This is a genomic window from Nonomuraea sp. 10N515B (genome assembly GCF_052245915.1).
Classification (GTDB): Bacteria; Actinomycetota; Actinomycetes; order Streptosporangiales; family Streptosporangiaceae; genus Nonomuraea.
This window is the reverse complement of record NZ_JBQQBQ010000013.1, coordinates 34,561-52,128: the sequence shown is the minus strand read 5'-3', so window position 1 is coordinate 52,128 and position 17,568 is coordinate 34,561. Positions and strand designations below refer to the sequence as shown.

The 17,568-nt window shown below is 69.4% G+C and carries 18 protein-coding genes; 13 read left to right on the top strand and 5 right to left on the bottom strand.

Annotated elements, in window-relative coordinates; translation table 11 throughout:
* The first annotated feature begins 28 nt into the window (after window positions 1–28).
* The 7 genes from ACTWQA_RS21195 to ACTWQA_RS21165 all read left to right on the top strand — a co-directional run bounded on the left by ACTWQA_RS21195 (window position 29) and on the right by ACTWQA_RS21165 (window position 5,319).
* The gene (locus tag ACTWQA_RS21195; RefSeq protein WP_443160884.1) at window positions 29–1,033 is read left to right on the top strand and encodes an energy-coupling factor ABC transporter permease; all 1,005 of its coding nucleotides are present in this window, start codon (window positions 29–31) and stop codon (window positions 1,031–1,033) included.
* 3 nt (window positions 1,034–1,036) lie between these two features.
* Window positions 1,037–1,792 carry a cobalt ECF transporter T component CbiQ gene (gene cbiQ, locus ACTWQA_RS21190; protein WP_443160883.1) on the top strand — a complete coding sequence of 252 codons (756 nt, stop codon included), beginning with the start codon at window positions 1,037–1,039 and terminating at the stop codon, window positions 1,790–1,792.
* Window positions 1,789–2,523: an energy-coupling factor ABC transporter ATP-binding protein gene (locus ACTWQA_RS21185; protein ID WP_327585796.1), complete on the top strand. Its 735-nt coding sequence runs from the start codon at window positions 1,789–1,791 to the stop codon at window positions 2,521–2,523. Before cbiQ ends, ACTWQA_RS21185 begins: the two co-directional genes overlap by 4 nt.
* 85 nt (window positions 2,524–2,608) lie before the next feature.
* Complete coding sequence (locus ACTWQA_RS21180; RefSeq protein ID WP_090946873.1) at window positions 2,609–2,947, top strand: STAS domain-containing protein; 339 nt, start codon at window positions 2,609–2,611, stop codon at window positions 2,945–2,947.
* Between the two features lie 48 nt (window positions 2,948–2,995).
* Window positions 2,996–3,769 carry an SDR family NAD(P)-dependent oxidoreductase gene (locus tag ACTWQA_RS21175; RefSeq protein ID WP_443160882.1) on the top strand — a complete coding sequence of 258 codons (774 nt, stop codon included), beginning with the start codon at window positions 2,996–2,998 and terminating at the stop codon, window positions 3,767–3,769.
* A gap of 52 nt (window positions 3,770–3,821) precedes the next feature.
* The gene (locus tag ACTWQA_RS21170) at window positions 3,822–4,586 is read left to right on the top strand and encodes a crotonase/enoyl-CoA hydratase family protein (RefSeq protein WP_327585795.1); all 765 of its coding nucleotides are present in this window, start codon (window positions 3,822–3,824) and stop codon (window positions 4,584–4,586) included.
* A 115-nt stretch (window positions 4,587–4,701) separates the two neighbouring features.
* Window positions 4,702–5,319: a rhomboid family intramembrane serine protease gene (locus ACTWQA_RS21165; protein ID WP_443160881.1), complete on the top strand. Its 618-nt coding sequence runs from the start codon at window positions 4,702–4,704 to the stop codon at window positions 5,317–5,319.
* On the opposite strand, the gene ACTWQA_RS21160 is transcribed toward ACTWQA_RS21165, so the two are convergent.
* The gene (locus ACTWQA_RS21160; RefSeq protein ID WP_443160880.1) at window positions 5,308–5,859 is read right to left on the bottom strand and encodes a TIGR00645 family protein; all 552 of its coding nucleotides are present in this window, start codon (window positions 5,857–5,859) and stop codon (window positions 5,308–5,310) included. The two genes, ACTWQA_RS21165 and ACTWQA_RS21160, sit on opposite strands and share 12 nt — an antisense overlap.
* A 71-nt stretch (window positions 5,860–5,930) precedes the next feature.
* Here ACTWQA_RS21160 and ACTWQA_RS21155 point away from each other — a divergent pair, with 71 nt between their 5' ends.
* Window positions 5,931–6,299 (top strand): BlaI/MecI/CopY family transcriptional regulator, encoded by a 369-nt coding sequence (locus tag ACTWQA_RS21155; protein WP_443160879.1) that lies wholly within the window; start codon window positions 5,931–5,933, stop codon window positions 6,297–6,299.
* Here ACTWQA_RS21155 and serC read toward each other — a convergent pair.
* Window positions 6,278–7,387: a phosphoserine transaminase gene (gene serC, locus ACTWQA_RS21150; RefSeq protein ID WP_443160878.1), complete on the bottom strand. Its 1,110-nt coding sequence runs from the start codon at window positions 7,385–7,387 to the stop codon at window positions 6,278–6,280. The two genes, ACTWQA_RS21155 and serC, sit on opposite strands and share 22 nt — an antisense overlap.
* Before the next feature lie 168 nt (window positions 7,388–7,555).
* Between serC and ACTWQA_RS21145 the strand changes: the two genes are divergently transcribed.
* Window positions 7,556–8,527 (top strand): LuxR family transcriptional regulator, encoded by a 972-nt coding sequence (locus ACTWQA_RS21145; RefSeq protein WP_443160877.1) that lies wholly within the window; start codon window positions 7,556–7,558, stop codon window positions 8,525–8,527.
* A 53-nt stretch (window positions 8,528–8,580) separates the two neighbouring features.
* Here ACTWQA_RS21145 and ACTWQA_RS21140 read toward each other — a convergent pair whose 3' ends face one another.
* Together ACTWQA_RS21140 and ACTWQA_RS21135 are read right to left on the bottom strand one after the other, a co-directional pair.
* Window positions 8,581–10,149 carry a peroxidase family protein gene (locus ACTWQA_RS21140; protein ID WP_443160876.1) on the bottom strand — a complete coding sequence of 523 codons (1,569 nt, stop codon included), beginning with the start codon at window positions 10,147–10,149 and terminating at the stop codon, window positions 8,581–8,583.
* Window positions 10,150–10,368: 219 nt separating this feature from the next.
* The gene (locus tag ACTWQA_RS21135; protein ID WP_443160875.1) at window positions 10,369–11,475 is read right to left on the bottom strand and encodes a citrate synthase 2; all 1,107 of its coding nucleotides are present in this window, start codon (window positions 11,473–11,475) and stop codon (window positions 10,369–10,371) included.
* 290 nt (window positions 11,476–11,765) lie between these two features.
* Between ACTWQA_RS21135 and pdxH the strand changes: the two genes are divergently transcribed.
* Window positions 11,766–12,419, top strand: a complete 654-nt coding sequence (gene pdxH, locus ACTWQA_RS21130; protein ID WP_443160874.1) for a pyridoxamine 5'-phosphate oxidase — start codon at window positions 11,766–11,768, stop codon at window positions 12,417–12,419.
* A 10-nt stretch (window positions 12,420–12,429) separates the two neighbouring features.
* Window positions 12,430–13,698: an MFS transporter gene (locus tag ACTWQA_RS21125; protein ID WP_443160873.1), complete on the top strand. Its 1,269-nt coding sequence runs from the start codon at window positions 12,430–12,432 to the stop codon at window positions 13,696–13,698.
* 55 nt (window positions 13,699–13,753) lie between these two features.
* Here ACTWQA_RS21125 and ACTWQA_RS21120 read toward each other — a convergent pair whose 3' ends face one another.
* Window positions 13,754–14,371 carry a UdgX family uracil-DNA binding protein gene (locus ACTWQA_RS21120; RefSeq protein WP_443160872.1) on the bottom strand — a complete coding sequence of 206 codons (618 nt, stop codon included), beginning with the start codon at window positions 14,369–14,371 and terminating at the stop codon, window positions 13,754–13,756.
* 135 nt (window positions 14,372–14,506) lie between these two features.
* Between ACTWQA_RS21120 and ACTWQA_RS21115 the strand changes: the two genes are divergently transcribed.
* Complete coding sequence (locus tag ACTWQA_RS21115; protein ID WP_305915064.1) at window positions 14,507–15,208, top strand: metal-dependent transcriptional regulator; 702 nt, start codon at window positions 14,507–14,509, stop codon at window positions 15,206–15,208.
* A 123-nt stretch (window positions 15,209–15,331) separates the two neighbouring features.
* Window positions 15,332–17,554: a SpoIIE family protein phosphatase gene (locus ACTWQA_RS21110; protein ID WP_443160871.1), complete on the top strand. Its 2,223-nt coding sequence runs from the start codon at window positions 15,332–15,334 to the stop codon at window positions 17,552–17,554.
* The last annotated feature ends 14 nt before the right edge of the window (window positions 17,555–17,568 follow it).

The following is a 17,568-nucleotide window of genomic DNA, read 5'->3' as shown; positions in this document are numbered from 1 at the left end:
TTGTTCGTCCTCTTGGGAGGCAATGGTCGTGCACGTACCCGATGGCTTCTTCAATGCGGTGACATCCCTGTCAGCCGGAGTGGTGGCGGCGGCCGGGGTCGCGGTGTGTCTCCGCGGGGCGCGGCGGGAGCTCGACGACCGGACCGCGCCCATGGCGGGGCTCGTGGCCGCCTTCGTGTTCGCCGTGCAGATGCTCAACTTCCCCGTCGCCGCGGGCACCAGCGGCCACCTGATGGGCGGGGCACTGGCCGCGATACTCGTCGGGCCCTATACCGGCGTTCTGTGTATCGCCGTGGTCCTCCTCGTCCAGAGCGTGTTCTTCGCCGACGGCGGGCTGACCGCGCTGGGCGTCAACATCACGATCATGGGCCTCGTCGGCGTGCTGGTCGGCTGGGTGGTCTTCCGGCTGGTCAGCGGGCTGGCCAGGGGCAAGGGCGGGATCACGCTGGCGGCGTTCCTGTCCGCGCTGATCTCCGTGCCGGCCTCCGCGATGGTGTTCACGCTGCTGTTCTGGCTCGGCGGCACCGCGCCGATCGAGGTGTCGGCGGTGGCGGCCGCGATGGGCGGTGTGCACCTGCTGATCGGCATCGGCGAGGGCGTGATCACGGCGCTGACCGTCGGCGCGGTGCTCGCCGTGCGGCCCGACCTCGTGTACGGCGCCCGCGGCCTGGCCAAGCCGCTGGTCCTGCGCGGCGCCGACGGGACGACCACCGTGGGCGAGCCCGAGCCGGCCCCTGTCCGCGGCGCCGGCCGGCCATTCCTGCTCGGCGGGCTCGGGGTGACGGCGGTGCTGGCCGGGGTGGTGTCGTTCTTCGCCTCCTCCTCTCCCGACGGGCTGGAGTCGGTGGCCGAGAGCAAGGGCTTCCTGGGCCAGGGCACGGACCACGTGTTCGGTGGGTGGGCGCTGGCCGACTACGGCGAGGTGGGCGGGATCCCCGTGGGCGTGGCCGGGCTCGTCGGCGTCGGGCTCGTGCTGCTGGTCGCCGGGGCGGTGGCGTACGCCGCCAGGAGCCGTGACAAGGTCAAGGTGTGAGGGGTGGGCGCCGGGCGTCACCATCAGCTCTACCTGCCGGGCGGCTCGGTCGTGCACCGGCTGCCGCCGCAGTGCAAGCTGCTCGCGGTCTTCGCGTTCGCCGTCGTGGTGGTGGCCACGCCGCGCGAGCGGTTCTGGGCGTTCGCGGCTTACGCGGTGTTGCTCGGCGTCGTCGCGGTGGCGGCGCGGGTGCCGGCCACGTACATCGTGCGGCGCATGGTGATCGAGGTGCCCTTCGTGCTGTTCGCGTTCCTCATCCCGATCATCGGGCTGGGGGAGCGGGTCGCCGTGCTGGGGCTCTCGCTGAGCGTGCCCGGCCTCTGGGCCGCCTGGAACATCCTGGCCAAGGCCACACTGGGGGTGGCCGCCTCGATCCTGCTGGCGGCCACCACGGAGCCGCGGGTCATCCTCATCGGGGCGCAGCAGCTGCGGCTGCCGAGCCTGCTCGTGCAGATCGCCATGTTCATGCTGCGGTACATGGACGTGATCATGGATGAGATGCGGCGGATGCGGGTGGCGCGGGAGTCCCGCGGGTTCGAAGCCCGAAATTTCCGGCACGTCCCCGTGCTGGCGCGATCCGCCGGGGCGTTGTTCATTCGTTCGTACGAGCGGGGCGAGCGGGTGCATCTGGCGATGCTCAGCCGCGGATACTCCGGCCGCGTGCCGATAATTCATGACATGTCGGCATCCGTCCCCCAATGGGGCGCCGCTCTCGCTCTGCCCGCAGCGGCACTCGCAGTGTTGGGACTCGGCCTGTGAATTCTCTCGACGTCAGGCAGCTCGCCTACGCCTACCCCGACGGCACGCAGGCGTTGTACGGCGTGGACCTGTCGATCGCCCGCGGCGAGCGGGTGGCCCTGCTCGGCCCGAACGGCGCCGGCAAGACCACACTGGTCATGCACCTCAACGGGATCCTCACCCCAGGGCACGGCACTGTCACCGTGGCCGGCACCCCGGTGCGCAAGGACACGCTCCACGAGGTCAGGCAACGGGTCGGCCTGGTCTTCCAGGACCCCGACGACCAGCTCTTCATGCCCACGGTCCGCGACGACGTGGCCTTCGGCCCGGCCAACGCGGGCGTGCGGGGCGAGGACCTGGATCGGGTCGTCAAGGGCGCGCTGGAGCGGGTCGGCATGCTGGAGGCCATCGACCGGCCGCCGCACCATCTGTCGTTCGGTCAGCGGCGCCGGGTGGCGGTCGCCACGGTGCTGGCCATGGAGCCGGAGATCCTGGTGCTCGACGAGCCCTCGTCCAACCTGGACCCGGCCGCCCGCAGGGAACTGGCCGAGGTCCTGCGTTCCCTGGACGTGACGGTGCTCATGGTCACGCACGACCTGCCGTACGCGCTGGAGTTGTGCGAGCGCTCGCTCATCCTCTCCGACGGCGTGATCGCCGCCGACGGGCCCACCCGCGAGCTGCTGGCGGACACCGAGCTGCTGGCCTCGCACCGCCTGGAGCTCCCGTACGGGTTCGCCATCCCCGCGGTGTGAGGAAGTTAGGCATCAAATCTTCGGAGTCTTGCATGTCCGGTTTCCGGGGATGTCGAAGTACAGTGGCTCATCGAGGAGGGGCCAAATGAAGCTGCGGCTTGCGCGACACGCCCTGGGAGACGCCGTGGTGGTGGCCGTTGAGGGAGAGCTCGATCTGTTCACCGCGCCGTTCCTCCGTGACGAGGTACGCGATGCCATCAAGCAGGACGGTGCCAGGCTCGTGCTCGACCTGCAGCAGCTGTCGTTCATGGATTCCAGCGGGCTGTCGGTGCTGATCGAGGCCTGGCGGCTGGCGACCGGTGAGGGCGGCGGCGTGTCGCTGGCGGCGCCGCAGGCGCCCGTGGCACGCATACTCCGCACGACGGGGCTGGACCGGCGGATCAAGGTCTACTCCGACGTGGACAGCGCCGTGGGTGAGATTTGACGACCCCCGAGTAGAACTTCATTCGGTCGCCGGGTTAGGGTCCGGTCTATGGACGTGAACGGATCTGCAGCAATCATTTCCGGCGGCGCCAGCGGCCTGGGCGAGGCCACCGCTCGCGAGCTGGCCCGCGCCGGCGCCACCGTGGTCGTCGCCGACCTCAACGAGGAGCGCGGCAAGAGCGTCGCCGACGAGATCGGCGGCGTGTTCGCCAAGACGGACGTGTCGGACGACGAGCAGGTGCAGGCGGCCGTGGACGCGGCCGTGGCCACCGGCAAGCCGCTGCGCGTGGTGGTCAACAGCGCCGGCATCGGCTGGGCGGAGCGCACCGTCAACCGCGACGGCCAGCCGCACAACCCGGCCACCTACCGCAAGGTCATCGAGGTCAACCTGATCGGCACGTTCAACCTCATGCGCATTGCGGCGGCCGCGATCGCCAAGACCGAGCCGGCCGACGCCGACGGGCAGCGCGGCGTGGTGATCAACACGGCGTCTGTGGCGGCCCTGGAGGGGCAGACCGGGCAGTTGGCGTACTCGGCCTCCAAGGGCGGCATCGTGGGCATGACGGTGCCCGCGGCCCGCGACCTGTCGGCCATCGGCGTCCGCGTGAACACGATCTGCCCCGGCATCATCGACACCCCGATCTACGGCTTCTCCTCCAACGCCGAGGAGTTCAAGGCCAAGCTGGTCGCGCCGGTGGTGTTCCCCAAACGCATGGGACGGGCCGACGAGTTCGCGCACCTGGTGCGCAGCCTCATCGAGAACGACTACATGAACGCCGAGGTCATCCGCTTCGACGGCGGCATCCGCTTCCAGCCCAAGTGAGGCACCCGCGGGGGTACGCCCCCCCGCGAACCCCCGAGTTGAAAGGCTTCCCGTGTCTGACGAAGTGCTCGTCGAGGAGTCCGGCAATGTCGCGATCATTACCATCAACCGGCCCAAGGCGCGCAACGCCGTCAATGGGGCGGTGGCGCGCGGGATCGCGGGCGCGCTGGACGAGCTCGATGAACGTCCCGACATTTCGGCATATGTCCTGACCGGCGCCGGTGGCACGTTCTCGGCGGGGATGGACCTGAAGGGCTTCCTGACCGGCGACTTCCCGGTGGTCGAGGGGCGCGGGTTCGGCGGGGTGACCGAGGCGCCGCCGAAGAAGCCGCTCGTGGCCGCCGTCGAAGGGTACGCGCTCGCGGGCGGGTTCGAGCTCGCGCTGGCCTGCGACGTCATCGTGGCCTCGTCGCAGGCCACGTTCGGGCTGCCCGAGCCCAGGCGCGGGCTGGTGGCCGGGGCGGGCGGCATCATGCGGCTGCCGCGGCGGATCCCGTACCACGTGGCCATGGAGATCGCGCTGACCGGCGAGCACTACCCGGCCTCCCGCCTGTACGAACTCGGCCTGGTGAACCGGATCACCGAGCCGGGGGCGGCCCTGGAGGGAGCGCTGGAGCTGGCGCGCAAGATCGCCGCCAATGCCCCGCTGGCGCTCGCCGCCACCAAGAAGGTGATCATCGAGTCCCAGGACTGGTCGCTGGAGGAGATGTTCGCCAAGCAAGGCGCGATCGTCGGTCCGGTGTTCGGCTCCAAGGACGCCATGGAGGGCGCCGCGGCCTTCGCCGAGAAGCGCGCGCCCCAGTGGAAGGGCGAATAGCTCTCCCCCTCCCGGCACCGGTATCCCCTCCCGGCACCGGGAGGGGATACTTTTAGCGCACTCATAGGACTTCCTGCGTACCGTAAAGGGAGAAGACGAGCTACCGGGAGGGCGTATGAGCGACTATTCGGGTCAGCCGAGGTTCGAGTCCGCCAAACGTGGCGCCGGAGCCCTTCTCTCCGGCGCGTTGAGCGCCTTCATCATCGTGGTCGGCATGCTCGTCGTGATGTGGGTCGTCGAGGGCGTCGACTTCGTGCTCAACGGCGCGCTCGACCAGTTCGGCATCCTCGGCTGGGATCCCGAGGGGCTGGTCGGCATCCTGTTCGCGCCCTTCCTGCACGGCGGCTTCGGCCACCTCATGGCCAACTCGGTGCCCCTGCTGGTGCTCGGCTTCCTGGCCGGGCTGCGTGACGTGCGCAAGTTCCTGTGGGCCAGCCTGATCATCATCGTGATCGGCGGACTCGGCACCTGGCTGACCAGCCCCGCCGTCTACACGGTCGGGGCGAGCGGGCTGGTGTTCGGCTACTTCGGCTACATCCTGGCCAGGGGCGTGTTCGACCGGCGGCTGCTCGACATCGTCATCGCCGTGGGCGTGGGCATCGTCTACTACGGGATCCTGGCGGGCCTGCTGCCCAACCAGGAGGGCATCTCCTGGCAGGGACACTTGTTCGGCCTCGTCGGCGGTGTGGTGTCCGGCTGGGTGCTCCGTCGTAAGCGAGCGCTAAATATGTGACCGCGTGTGCTCGGCCGGGGAGGCGGAGAGCAGGCGGTCGATGAAGGCCAGGCCCACGGCGGAGGCCACGAACGCCAGGTGGATGATCGTCTGCCACATGATCTTGTCGTTGGGCGTCGACTGCGCCCGGATGAAGGTCTGCAGCAGATGCACCGATGAGATGCCGATGATGGCCGTGGCCAGCTTGACCTTCAGCACGTTGGCGTTGACGTGGGAGAGCCACTCCGGCTCGTCGGGATGGTCGTTGAGGTTGATGCGGGAGACGAACGTCTCATAACCGCCGATGATCACCATGATCAGCAGATTGGAGATCATCACCACGTCGATGAGGCCCAGGACGGTGAGCATCACCACGACCTCGGCGGACGGCGTGCCCGCCGACGCCGGGGCGGCGTGCAGGAACACCGTCTCGATCAGGTGCCAGAGCTCCAGCACGAACTGCCACACGTACACCGCCTGCGCCACGATCAGGCCCAGGTAGAGCGGCACCTGGAGCCAGCGGCTGGCGAACATCAGATAACCGAGGCTCTTGGGGCGCACGGTTCCCTGGCCGAATGGGGGGATAGCGGGCAAGAATGATTCCTACAGCTTGAGCCGGAAAGGTTAGTCAGTTGGCGAACCTGGGGTCCCTGGAACGCGCGATTATGGAAGCCCTGTGGGACGCGGACAAGCCGCTGCGCGTCAGAGAGCTCCTGGGCCTGCTCAACGAGGAACGCGAGCTGGCCTACACGACGGTCCAGACCGTGGCCGAGCGGCTGGTGAAGAAGGGCCTGCTCGTGCGCACGCCATATCGCAACGCCTTCAGGTATGCCGCGGCCAAGTCGAGGGACGAGCACGTCAGCGACCTCATGATGGAAGCGCTCGCAGCCAGCACCGACCGGCTGCCGGTGCTGGCGAGGTTCGCGCAGAGCGTCGCGGAGGAGGACGCGCTCGCCCTCCTGGCAGAGCTACGTCGTCGTCAGAGACGCTCGACCACGTAGTCGACGCACACCGTCAGCGCCTCGACGTCGGCCGGGTCGATGGCCGGGAACATCGCGATGCGCAGCTGGTTGCGGCCCAGCTTGCGGTAGGGCTCGGTGTCGACGATGCCGTTGGCGCGCAGCACCTTGGCCACGGCCGCGGCGTCCACGTCGTCGGAGAAGTCGATCGTGCCGACCACCTGCGAGCGGAACTCGGGAGCGGCGAACGGCGTGGTGTAGGACGACTTCTCGGCCCACGTGTAGAGGCGCGAGGCGGAGTCCGCCGTGCGGGCGGTGGTCCAGGACAGGCCGCCGTTGCCGTTCATCCAGTCGAGCTGGTCGGCCAGCAGGAACAGCGTGGCCACGGCCGGGGTGTTGTAGGTCTGGTCCTTGCCGGAGTTGTCGATCGCGACCGGCAGGCTGAAGAACTCCGGCACGTAACGGCCGCTCGCGGCGATCTCCTCGACCCTGGCCAGGGCGCGCGGCGACATGATCGCGATCCACAGGCCGCCGTCGGAGGCGAAGCTCTTCTGCGGCGCGAAGTAGTAGACGTCGCTCTCGGTGATGTCGACGGGCAGGCCGCCGGCGCCGGAGGTGGCGTCCACGAGCACGAGCGAGTCGTTCGGGCCCACCCGCTTGATCGGCATGGCGACGCCGGTCGAGGTCTCGTTGTGGGTGAGCGCGTAGACGTCCACACCCTCCTCGGTCACCGCGGTTGGGTGGGTGCCGACCTCGGACTTGATCACGCTCGGCTCGGCCAGCCACGGGGCCTTCTTGGTGACCGCGGCGAACTTCGAGGAGAACTCGCCGAACGACAGGTGCTGCGACTTCTCGCGGACGAGCCCGAAGGCGGCGATGTCCCAGAACGCCGTGGTGCCACCGTTGCCCAGCACGACCTGGTAGCCCTCAGGCAGCGAGAACAGGTCGGCGAGTCCGGAGCGTACGCGGCCGACCAGGTTTTTGACCGGCTTCTGGCGGTGGGAGGTGCCCATGAGACTCGCGCCGGAGGCGGCGAGCGCGGCCAGTTGCTCGGTGCGTACCTTCGAGGGCCCGCAGCCGAATCGGCCGTCGGCGGGCTTGATGTCAGCGGGAATCACGATGTCAGCCACGTGAACCAGCGTACTGACCGGCGTGGAGTGGCTCGCACGGGGTCCGGATTATGAGATCCGTGAAACTTTCACAGATGATCCCAGGTCAGCGGCCGAAAGAGGGCCGGGGACTTGACGAAACGCCCTTTCCAACTCACGTTCCTCACTAGTCGCGGGAGCGTGATGCCCATGGTCGACATGGATGGCCTCACCGCCAGAGAGCTGCAGGTCCTCTCCCTGACCTGTGCGGGTCACAGCGCCCAGGAGATCGCCGACCGGCTGCACATCGCCCGCTGCACGGTGGAGAACCACAAGCGGCACATCTACCAGAAGCTCGGCGTCGCCGGCCAGGCGCAGGCCGTGTCGCACGGCCTCGCGCTCGACCTGCTCCATCTCCGCCCGGGAGCGGTCGCTCGCGTGATCGGCGAGGGCCGCTACAGGAGCGGTGAACGTTCAGGCCCGAGGGCGGTAGCTCGCGTGACCAGCGAGGGCCAAGTGAGCGCGACCATTCAACACAGCGCGCCGCGCCCGCGCGTGTCGTCCGGGCGCGACCTCGTGGTGCTGCACGCCAGGTGCGTCGTGGCGACGGAGATCGTGACGCGGACCATGATCGGGGGCGGCAGACCGCTCTTCGCCGTGCGGGACACGGTCACCGGCGATGACGCCGCGGCCTGGCAGGGAGTGCTCAGGTTCACGACGGTGCTCGTGGACCCGCTCCCCGCGGACTGGCTGCTGCCGGTACGCCTCGGCGCCCGCGCCGTCGCCGTGCCGTCCGCGCCACCGTGTCCCACCACGGTGGCGGACGCCATGGCCCACGGCGCGTACGCCGTACTGTGGCTGGAGGACGTCCCCGACCACCTCTGCGCGGTCCTCGACCTGGTGGCCGGTGACTACGTGGTCGTGGGCGCGGACATGTGCCGCCGCCTCCTGCCCACGCCTCACCTCACCGGCCGCGAGCACGACGTGCTGGTCGCGATCGCCGCAGGCCGCACGATCAGGCAGACAGGCCGCCTGCTGGGCATCGCGAGCAAGACCGTGGAGAGCACGCGGGCCCGCCTGTTCAGGAAGCTCGACGCGCGCAACAGGTCGGAGGTGCTCGCCAACGCCTACCGGGCGGGACTGCTTCCGACGGAACCGCTGACGCCGGTCGAGCGGGGCTGATCCCGGCGGAACCGCCGACGCCGGTCGAGCGGGGCTGATCCCGGCGGAGCCGCTCACTGGCCCCGGCTGGCCGGATCGACCCGCGCGAACGTGAGCAGATCCACCATCCGGAAGTCGCCGGTCCCGCCGGTCCTGCGCGGCAGCGTGGGGCGCCAGGACGGGTTGGTCCTGAGGAAAGAGCTCGGATCGAGCTGCAGCAGCCCGATGAAGACCTCGCCCACGATCCTCGCCCCGACCCCGGCCAGCCGGACGCCGCCGGCCAGGACCTCGGCCTCCTTGAGCACGTAGTACCACAGCGGCGTGCTGGCGGGCAGGCCGTGCCCGAACTGCTGCAGCTCCGGGAAGTGCTGCGACTCCAGCGCCTGCACGCCGACGGCACGGGCGATGTTCTGCCCGGACGGGATCGACCAGGTGATGTGCCGCAGCAGGTTGCGCTGCGGCAGCGCGGTCGGCGCGTCCCCGGACGGGATCGCGATCAGCGGCAGGTTGAACAGCGGCGTGGAGATCTTGGTGTCGATGCGTTTGTTGGGGCGCACCTGACCGTCGCCGAAGTCGAAGAACGTCTGCCAGCCGATGAAGCGCCTGGGCGCCCGGGCCTCGCCGCGCAGGTCGACGGGATCGGCCTGGCCCTGGCCCGCCGGGTCGAAGACGAACCCGAAGAACGGCGTGTTGTCGGCGTTGCCCGCGAGGTTGGCCCGGTAGGAGGGCCGGACCTGGCTGTGCCCGAATCGGTACGCGGCGCCTTGGAACTCGACCGGGATGAACTGCTGGCCCTGCGCCGGCCGGTAGAACCGCCGCCCGTTGGCCAGGATGTCGTTGACCACGGCCGGCCCGATGATCAACGGCAGGAACTCGCGCAGGATGATCCACTGGTAGTGCCACCTGACCTGCTGCCTGGCCGCCTCGAAGACCTTGCCGGTCTGCCCCGACGCGCGCAGATGGTCGACCACCCGGTTGTGGAACAACAAGAACGCGGCGTGCAGGCCGCTGATCATCAGGTTCTCGTCGTTGCGCGGGTCGGGGATGATCGCCCTGCGGTTCGGCAGCCGCGGCAGGTCCTCGAACCTGCCGCCGCTCTCCAACCGGAACTTGGCGGGGTCGGAGGGGTTGTAGTACTGCGGGTCGGCCGTCGGTCCGCCGCCGTAGACGGTGTCGAGGTCCAGGCCGGGCGTCCGGGTGTTGGGCGACTGTTCGGGAGCGGTGGGGACGCCGAGCGGCGAGGTCTCGTCGAACGTCAGGTCGTGGTCGATGAACTGGCCGAGGAACGTGATGCCGGCGGTCTGCGCGGCGTTGTCGAGGTTGTTGGGGCTGAGCTCCGGGTTGGTGATCAGCCGGATCGGGCCCTCCTGGAGCGGGTCCTGGGCGTCGATCACGCCCCCGGGACGGCCCATCGACATGAGGGCCTGCCGGAGGGTGGGCGCGTTGAAGTCGGCGAACGGGGCGATGTTGAAGATCCGGCCGAACCGGTCCGGGGCGGTGGCCAGGCCGCCGGCCTGGACGGTGATGACTTTGGCGAGCGCCTCGGTGGGGGTGAGCGTTAGGGCGGCGGTCCCTGCTCCCACGCCCGCGAGGAAACCTCGCCTGCTTAAACCGGGCTTGGAGTCGTCGGTCGACTGGCGCATGACGTGCCTCCTTACGGGCCTCCCACCGGAGGAGGGCAGGCGCGCGCCGACAACCCGCTACGCGTGGTTGTCCGTCCTGCTCGGGGGAGGCTGGGGGGTGCCTGCGCTCAGGCTGATCCGCTGTCAGAAGGCGGTCAAGGACAACTTTCCCCTAAGGCTGTTCCACGAAAAACGGCTACCGCGCGGATGCGAGCCGCGCGGTAGCCGCTGTGACGTGGATCAGTACGCGCCGGTCACCTCGTCGGCACCGGGCACCTCGCTGAGCGGGCGCGTGGTGGGGCCGACGTAGTTCGCGCTGGGGCGGACCAGCCTGCCCGTGCGCTTCTGCTCCAGGATGTGCGCGGCCCAGCCGGCCGTGCGGGCGCAGGTGAACATCGAGGTGAACATGTGGGGCGGAACCTCGGCGAAGTCCAGCACCACGGCCGCCCAGTACTCGACGTTGGTGGCGAGCACCCGGTCGGGCTTGCGCGCGTGCAGCTCCTCCAGCGCGGCCTGCTCCAGCGCCGCCGCGACCTCGTAACGCGGGGCGTCGAGCTCCTTGGCGGTACGGCGCAGCACGCGGGCGCGCGGGTCCTCGGCGCGGTAGACGCGGTGACCGAAGCCCATGAGCCTGTTGCCCTTGTCGAGCTCGCCCTGGACGTACTTCTTGGCGTCGCCCAGCTGCTCGACGCCCTCGATCATGTGCAGCACCCGGGCCGGGGCGCCGCCGTGCAGCGGACCGGACATGGCGCCGACGGCACCGGAGAGCGCGGCGGCCACGTCGGCGCCGGTGGAGGCGATGACGCGGGCGGTGAACGTCGAGGCGTTCATGCCGTGCTCGGCCGCGGAGGTCCAGTAAGCGTCGATGGCCTTGACGTGCTTGGGATCGGGCTCACCGCGCCAGCGGATCATGAACCGCTCGACGATGGTCTTCGCCTCGTCGACCCGGCTCTGCGGCACCATCGGCAGGCCGAGCCCGCGCGCGGACTGCGCCACGAACGACAGTGCCATGACGGAAGCCCGCGCCAACTGGTCGCGGGCTTCTTCGTCACTGATGTCGAGCAGCGGCTTGAAGCCATAGGCCGGAGCCAGCATGGCCAGCGCGCTCTGTACGTCTACGCGGATGTCACCGGAGTGGACAGGGATGGGGTACGGCTCCGCCGGGGGCAGGCCCGGCTGGAACGTGTTGTCGACCAGCAGGCCCCAGACGGCCCCGAACGGGACACGGCCGACCAGCTCTTCGATGTCGACGCCCCGGTATCGAAGGGCGCCCCCTTCTTTGTCCGGTTCCGCGATCTCGGTCTCGAAAGCTACGACGCCTTCGAGTCCGGGTTTGAAGTCGGACATGCTCGGCCGCCTCCCTTTCTTGCCATGTTTCGGCAACGCAAAGCCTTGATGTCGAGATACCGGCGGGTCAATTTAACCCCCTCCCAGGTCATGCTCGGTCTCGGGACCCGCCGTAAGGCCAAACCCGCTGGTCGGAGCGGTCTCGGAAGCCGGCAAGAGATCGCCATGACACAGTGGTGTCAGAGTCGGCATGAGATCGCCATGACGCAGCGGTCACAGAGTCGGCATGAGATCGCCGTGGGAAGCGGGTGCATGGGATCTTGCCCGCGGGCACGCAAGAATACGGTCTCGTGGATGCCACCCCGCGCCCGCCCGTGCTGGCGGGGCTTCGCCGTACGTACGAGGGCGAGCCGCTGCTCGAATCAGACCTCGCGTCCGACCCCATCGCGCAATTCACCGTCTGGTTCCAGGACGCGGTCGACGCCGGCCTGCCGGAACCCAACGCCATGATCCTGGCCACCGCCTCCGCCGGAGGTCGCCCCAGCGCCAGGACGGTCCTGCTGAAGGGCTACGACGAACGCGGATTCGTCTTCTACTCCAACTACGAGTCGCGCAAGGGCCGCGACCTGGCCGAGAACCCCCGGGCCTCGCTGTTGTTCCCCTGGCACCCCATCCGCCGCCAGGTCCGCATCGAGGGAACCGTCGCCAAGATCTCCCACGAGGAGTCGGCGGCATATTTCAACTCCCGTCCGTACGGCTCGCGCATCGGCGCGTGGGCCTCACGCCAGTCGGCGGTCGTGCGCTCCAGGGAGGAGCTGGACGCCCGCTACCGCGAGCTGGCCGACCGCTGGCCGGACGACCCGCCGGTGCCCGACTTCTGGGGCGGCTACCGCGTGGCCCCGAACGAGGTGGAATTCTGGCAGGGGCAGCTCGACAGGATGCACGACCGCCTTCGCTACCGGCGGACCCGACCCGGCTGGGCCTTGGAGAGACTCGCGCCTTAGTGTGCGTTGAGTGGCATTCGGGGAGCTGGTCAAACGTCATCTGGTGGACACCCGGCCGCTGGGCGTACCCGCGTACCGGCGGATCTGGCTGGGCCAAGCGGTCTCGCACATGGGGGTCGGGGTCACCGTCGTGGCGGTCGGCCAGCAGGTCTACGAGCTGACGCACTCCTCGCTCTGGGTCGGGCTGCTCAGCATGGCCAACCTGGTGCCGCTGGTGGTGTTCGGCCTGTGGGGCGGGGCGGTCGCCGACGCCATGGACCGGCGCAAGGTGCTGATCATCGGCTCGTTCGTGGCCTGGGCGGCGACCCTGTTCATCCTGGGGCAGGCGCTGCTCGGGCTGGCGAACGTCTACCTGATCTTCGCGGCGGTCGCGCTGAACGCCACGGGCTTCGCCATCACCGGCCCGACCAGGGGCGCGATCATCCCGAGGATCCTGGAGCCGGAGCTGGTGCCCGCCGCCAACGCGCTCAACTCGCTGGTTTACAGCATGGGCGCGGTGGTCGGACCGATGGTCGGGGGCGTGCTGCTGGCCACCGGAGGGTTCGCGGCGGCGTACGCGGTGGATGCCCTACTGTTCACCGGCAGCCTCTACGCGGCCCTCAGACTGCCCTCACTGCCTCCGAAGGGCGAAGTGAGCCGTCCAGGTGCGCGGGCGGTGCTGGAGGGGCTCAGCTTCATCGTCAGGAGCCGTGTGCTGCTGATGTCGTTCGTGGTGGACATCATCGCGATGGTGTTCGCGCTGCCGCGGGCGTTGTTCCCCGAGCTGGCCGACAAGTCGTTCGGCGGGTCGGAGATCGCGCTCGGCCTGCTGAACTCGGCCATGGCCGGTGGCTCGGTCGTCGGCGCGTTGTTCTCCGGGTGGGTGGGGCGGGTCAGCCGGCAGGGGGTGGCGCTGGTCGTCGTCATCGCCGTCTGGGGGCTGGCCGTGGCCGCGGCGGGCCTGGTGTCCGAGCTGTGGCTGGTGGTGGCGTTCATGGCCGTCGGCGGCGCGGCCGACGTGGTGTCGTCGGTGTGGCGGCAGTCGATCCTGCAGCTGTACGCGCCCGACGAGATGCGGGGGCGGATGCAGGGCGCGTTCATGGTCGTCGTGGCGGGCGGGCCGCGCCTGGGCGACCTGCGAGCCGGGGCGACGGCGACGGTGTTCGGGCTCACCGGCGCGTGGGTGGGCGGCGGCCTGGCGTGCGCGGCCGTGGTGCTGGTCGTGGGCCTGTCGGTGGCCACCTTCAGGAACTACCGGGCGGGCACGGTCGCCAAGAGTCCGGTGGCCGCCCCGGAATAGTCAGGCGATCCGGCCGCCGCTTGATGCTCAGGCCACCCGGGCCGCCGCTTGATGGTCAGGTCGCCCGAGCCGCCGCTTGGAGGTCGGACAGGAAGCCCGCGTACGCGGCGTCCCTGTCCGGCGCGCGCAACACGGCCGACGGGTGGATCGTGGCCACCGCGAGCGCGTTGCCGAGCGGCACCGGCTCCCCCCTGTGCTGCGTCACCCGGAACGTCCGCCCCAGCAGCGCCTGCGCGGCCGTCGCACCCAGCACCACGATCACCGACGGATCCACCACGGCCAGCTCCGCGTCGAGCCACGGATGACAGGCCGTGACTTCGGCAGCCGTCGGCTTCTGGTGAATGCGCCTTTTCCCGCGCGGCACGAAGGAAAAGTGCTTGACCGCGTTGGTGACGTAAACGTCGTCACGCGGAATACCGGCCTCCGCCAGACCTTTGTCCAGAATGCGGCCCGCCGGGCCGACGAACGGATGCCCCTGACGGTCCTCCTGGTCCCCCGGCTGCTCGCCCACCAGCATGAACCTCGCCTGACTCGGCCCCTCGCCGAACACCGTCTGCGTGGCGTTCCTGTACAGGCCACACCCCTCGCAACAGGCCGCGGCGAGCCGCAGCGACTCGAGGTCCAGCTTGTCGGGAAGGAACTGGGCCGCGCTGGTGTTGCCGTCCTTATCCATCGTCGGTCGTTCTCCCAATAGGGTTCCTGTGAGGCCTGTGCCCGAGGCGAACGGGCTCAGTCCTGGGTCGGGTGGTCAGCGTCCAGGGGGACCCAAACGCCACGACCGGCGTAACATTCAGTTGGGAGGACTGTCTTGACCGCACACGGCCTGATCGATACGACGGAGATGTATCTCCGCACGATTTACGAGCTCGAGGAGGAGGGCATCGTCCCCCTTCGCGCGCGCATCGCCGAGCGCCTGCAGCAGAGCGGGCCCACGGTGAGCCAGACGGTCGCGCGCATGGAGCGTGACGGCCTCGTCCGGGTCGAGGGTGACCGGCACCTGTCGATGACCGACCTCGGCCGCCAGCTCGCCACGCGGGTGATGCGCAAGCATCGGCTCGCCGAGTGCCTGCTGACCCAGGTGATCGGACTTCCCTGGGAAGAGGTGCACATCGAGGCGTGCCGCTGGGAACACGTCATGTCGGAGTCCGTGGAGGCGCGGCTGGTGACGTTGCTCGACAACCCCACGGTGTGCCCGCACGGCAACCCGATCCCCGGGCTCGCCGAGCTGGGCGCCAAGGAGGCCGAGGCCGGCGGCAACCAGCTGATGTCCATGAGCGACGTGGCAGGACCGAGAGATATACCCGTCGTCGTCCGCCGAATTAGCGAACAAGTGCAAAGTGATCCCGCTGTGATGCTTAAACTCAAGCAAGTTGGGATACAACCCGGACGCGAGGTCACGCTCGCGGCGAGCGACGACGGTGTGCGGGTGACAGGTGACGGTGACGCGAACGACACTCCCGCGGAGCTTCCGCGCGATGTTGCCGCGCACGTTTTTGTCTCCAAGCGCTGACGCGCGCGCGGCTGCTTGGTTGAATCCCTCTTGGGAGGCCCTCCACTCTCCCCTGGCCAAGACTGTTGCAGGAGCGCTCGTGGTTCGCTTTGCATGCTCGCCACCCCGAGGAGTGGTCTCCGGATGAAGCGTTGGGGGGATCTGTCACAAGATGCGGCTGATCACCTTGCTGCCGGATCCGTGCTAGACCACGCGGAAATGGCGGTGGTCGTCACCGACCGTTTCAGCAACCTCCTCTATTGGAACCCGTTCGCCGAGAAGCTGTTCGGCCGTCCGGACAGCGCCCCTTCGAGGGGAACGTCCGTCCTGTCCCTCGGGATCATGGAGAAGGACCATCCCCTGGCGATCGAGCTGGCCAAGCACGTGCTCAAGGGCGGCGTGTGGGAGGGCACGTTCGACGTCAAGCGCGGCGACGGCACCATCGTCTACGTCCGCGCCCAGGCTGTGCCGTTGCGCCACCCGACGGGCTCGGTGACGGGCATCGTCATCATGGCCCGCGAGGCGCTGCGGAGCAACGAGCGGGAGAAGGACCGTTTCGGACTGCTCGAGCGCATCGGCGAGCGGCTGGCCGGCTCGCTCTATGTCGAGGAGACGCTCAAGCGCGTCGCCGAGATGCTCGTCCCGCAGTTCGCCGACCACTGCTTCATCGAGCTGATGGAGGGTGACCGGCTCGTCCGCCGGGTCTCACAACACGTGCAGGGGTGGACGCCCCCGTCGGGAACATGGAAGCCGGTGGGCGCGGAGATCCGCTACCCCTCCGGCCACTACGCGGACACGGCGCTGCGCCGTCAGGAGACCATCCTCGTCGAGGACTTCTCCTCCAGCAGTTACCCGGCGCCCCATGAGGACAGCGCGCGGTTGTGCGGCGAGATCGGCATGACCTCGGCCATCGTCGCCCCCTTGCTGGTGCGCGGTGAGACCCTCGGCTTGATGTACCTCAGCCTGTCCAACCTCACCGACCGCCGCAGCCCCCACTACGACGCCTTCGACCGCGACTTCGTGGGCGCCATCGCCACCAGGGTCGCGCTCGCGATCGACAACGCGTTGTTGTTCGAGGAGGAGCGGCACACGGCGGAGTCGTTCCAGAAATACCTGCTGCCCCGGGCGCTGCCGCAGCTCGACGGCCTGGAGATCGCGGTGCGCTACTATCCGGCCGCGCCGCTCGCCTCCCACGGGCAGGGCATCCAGACGCAGGTCGGCGGCGACTGGTATGACGTGATCCCGCTGTCCGCCGGCCGCGTCGGCATCGTGATCGGCGACGTCGAGGGCCGGGGCGCCAAGGCGGCGGCCATCATGGGACAGCTCCGGGCCGCGCTGCGGGCCTTCGCCCAGGACGACAAGTCGCCCGCCGACATCCTGGCCAGGCTCGACGAGTGGACCCGCATCATCGCCACCCCCGAGCAGGACGACAACGGCGCCGACGTCAGCATCCCACCCATCGTGACCTGCCAATACCTCGTCTACGACGCCTGGTCCAGGCAGCTGTCCTTCGCCAACGCGGGCCACGCCCCGCCGCTGCTGCTGGTCGACGGCCAGTGCGTCGAGCTGGACATCGAGGAGGTCGGCCAGCCGCTCGGCGTACGCGCCAAGGGCATGCACGCCGACCTGGTCTACAAGGAGGAGACCCGCACGCTGCCGCCCGGCGCGGCGCTGCTCCTCTACACCGACGGCCTGGTCGACCGCCGTCCCGGCCGCGACGGCAGGATGCCGAGCGAGGAGGAGACGCTCGGCGTGCTCTGCGACAAGCTCGCCAAGATGGCCGACGTCGACGTCGAGCGCATCGCCGACGCCGCCACGGTTGCGGTGCCCGGCGAGATCGACGACGACATGGCGATCCTGGTCGTACGCTCCAGCGACGTGGATCTCGACGTCGAGGAGCGCACGTTCCCCGCCCAGCCGATCATGGTCGGCGAGGCGCGCCGGATGGCCTCGGAGGCGTTCGCCGGCTGGAACGTACCCGAGGAGCGGGCCGAGCTGGCCTGCCTGCTGGTCTCCGAAGTTGTGACGAACGTGGTCCTGCACGCCGCCAGCGCCAGCGTGCCGCGCAGGGAGCTGGTCGTGGAGGGGCCGCCGCTGCCGTTCGAGGAGTCCTGGGACATGCCGGGCTTCGAGGACGAAGTGGTCGGCGAGAAGGAGTTCACGCTGCGGCTGCGCAGGGGCGAGGAGTCGGTCTGGGTAGAGGTCTTCGACCAGGACCTGCGCCTGCCGCGGATCCGCAGCGCGGGGGAGAACGACGAGGGCGGGCGCGGCCTCTACCTCGTCGACCAGCTGGCCAGACGCTGGGGCTCGCGACCGACCAGGGAAGGCAAAGCGGTCTGGTTCGAGATTCCCACGCGCGGCAGGTGAATGATTCACTGGCC

Coding starts and splice junctions, on each gene's coding strand:
- ACTWQA_RS21180 (WP_090946873.1), top strand. CDS start 2,609: ATGAAGCTGCGGCTTGCGCGACACGCCCTGGGAGACGCCGTGGTGGTG.
- ACTWQA_RS21175 (WP_443160882.1), top strand. CDS start 2,996: ATGGACGTGAACGGATCTGCAGCAATCATTTCCGGCGGCGCCAGCGGC.
- ACTWQA_RS21165 (WP_443160881.1), top strand. CDS start 4,702: ATGAGCGACTATTCGGGTCAGCCGAGGTTCGAGTCCGCCAAACGTGGC.
- ACTWQA_RS21145 (WP_443160877.1), top strand. CDS start 7,556: ATGGTCGACATGGATGGCCTCACCGCCAGAGAGCTGCAGGTCCTCTCC.
- ACTWQA_RS21140 (WP_443160876.1), bottom strand. CDS start 10,149: ATGCGCCAGTCGACCGACGACTCCAAGCCCGGTTTAAGCAGGCGAGGT.
- ACTWQA_RS21135 (WP_443160875.1), bottom strand. CDS start 11,475: ATGTCCGACTTCAAACCCGGACTCGAAGGCGTCGTAGCTTTCGAGACC.
- ACTWQA_RS21120 (WP_443160872.1), bottom strand. CDS start 14,371: ATGGATAAGGACGGCAACACCAGCGCGGCCCAGTTCCTTCCCGACAAG.
- ACTWQA_RS21110 (WP_443160871.1), top strand. CDS start 15,332: ATGAAGCGTTGGGGGGATCTGTCACAAGATGCGGCTGATCACCTTGCT.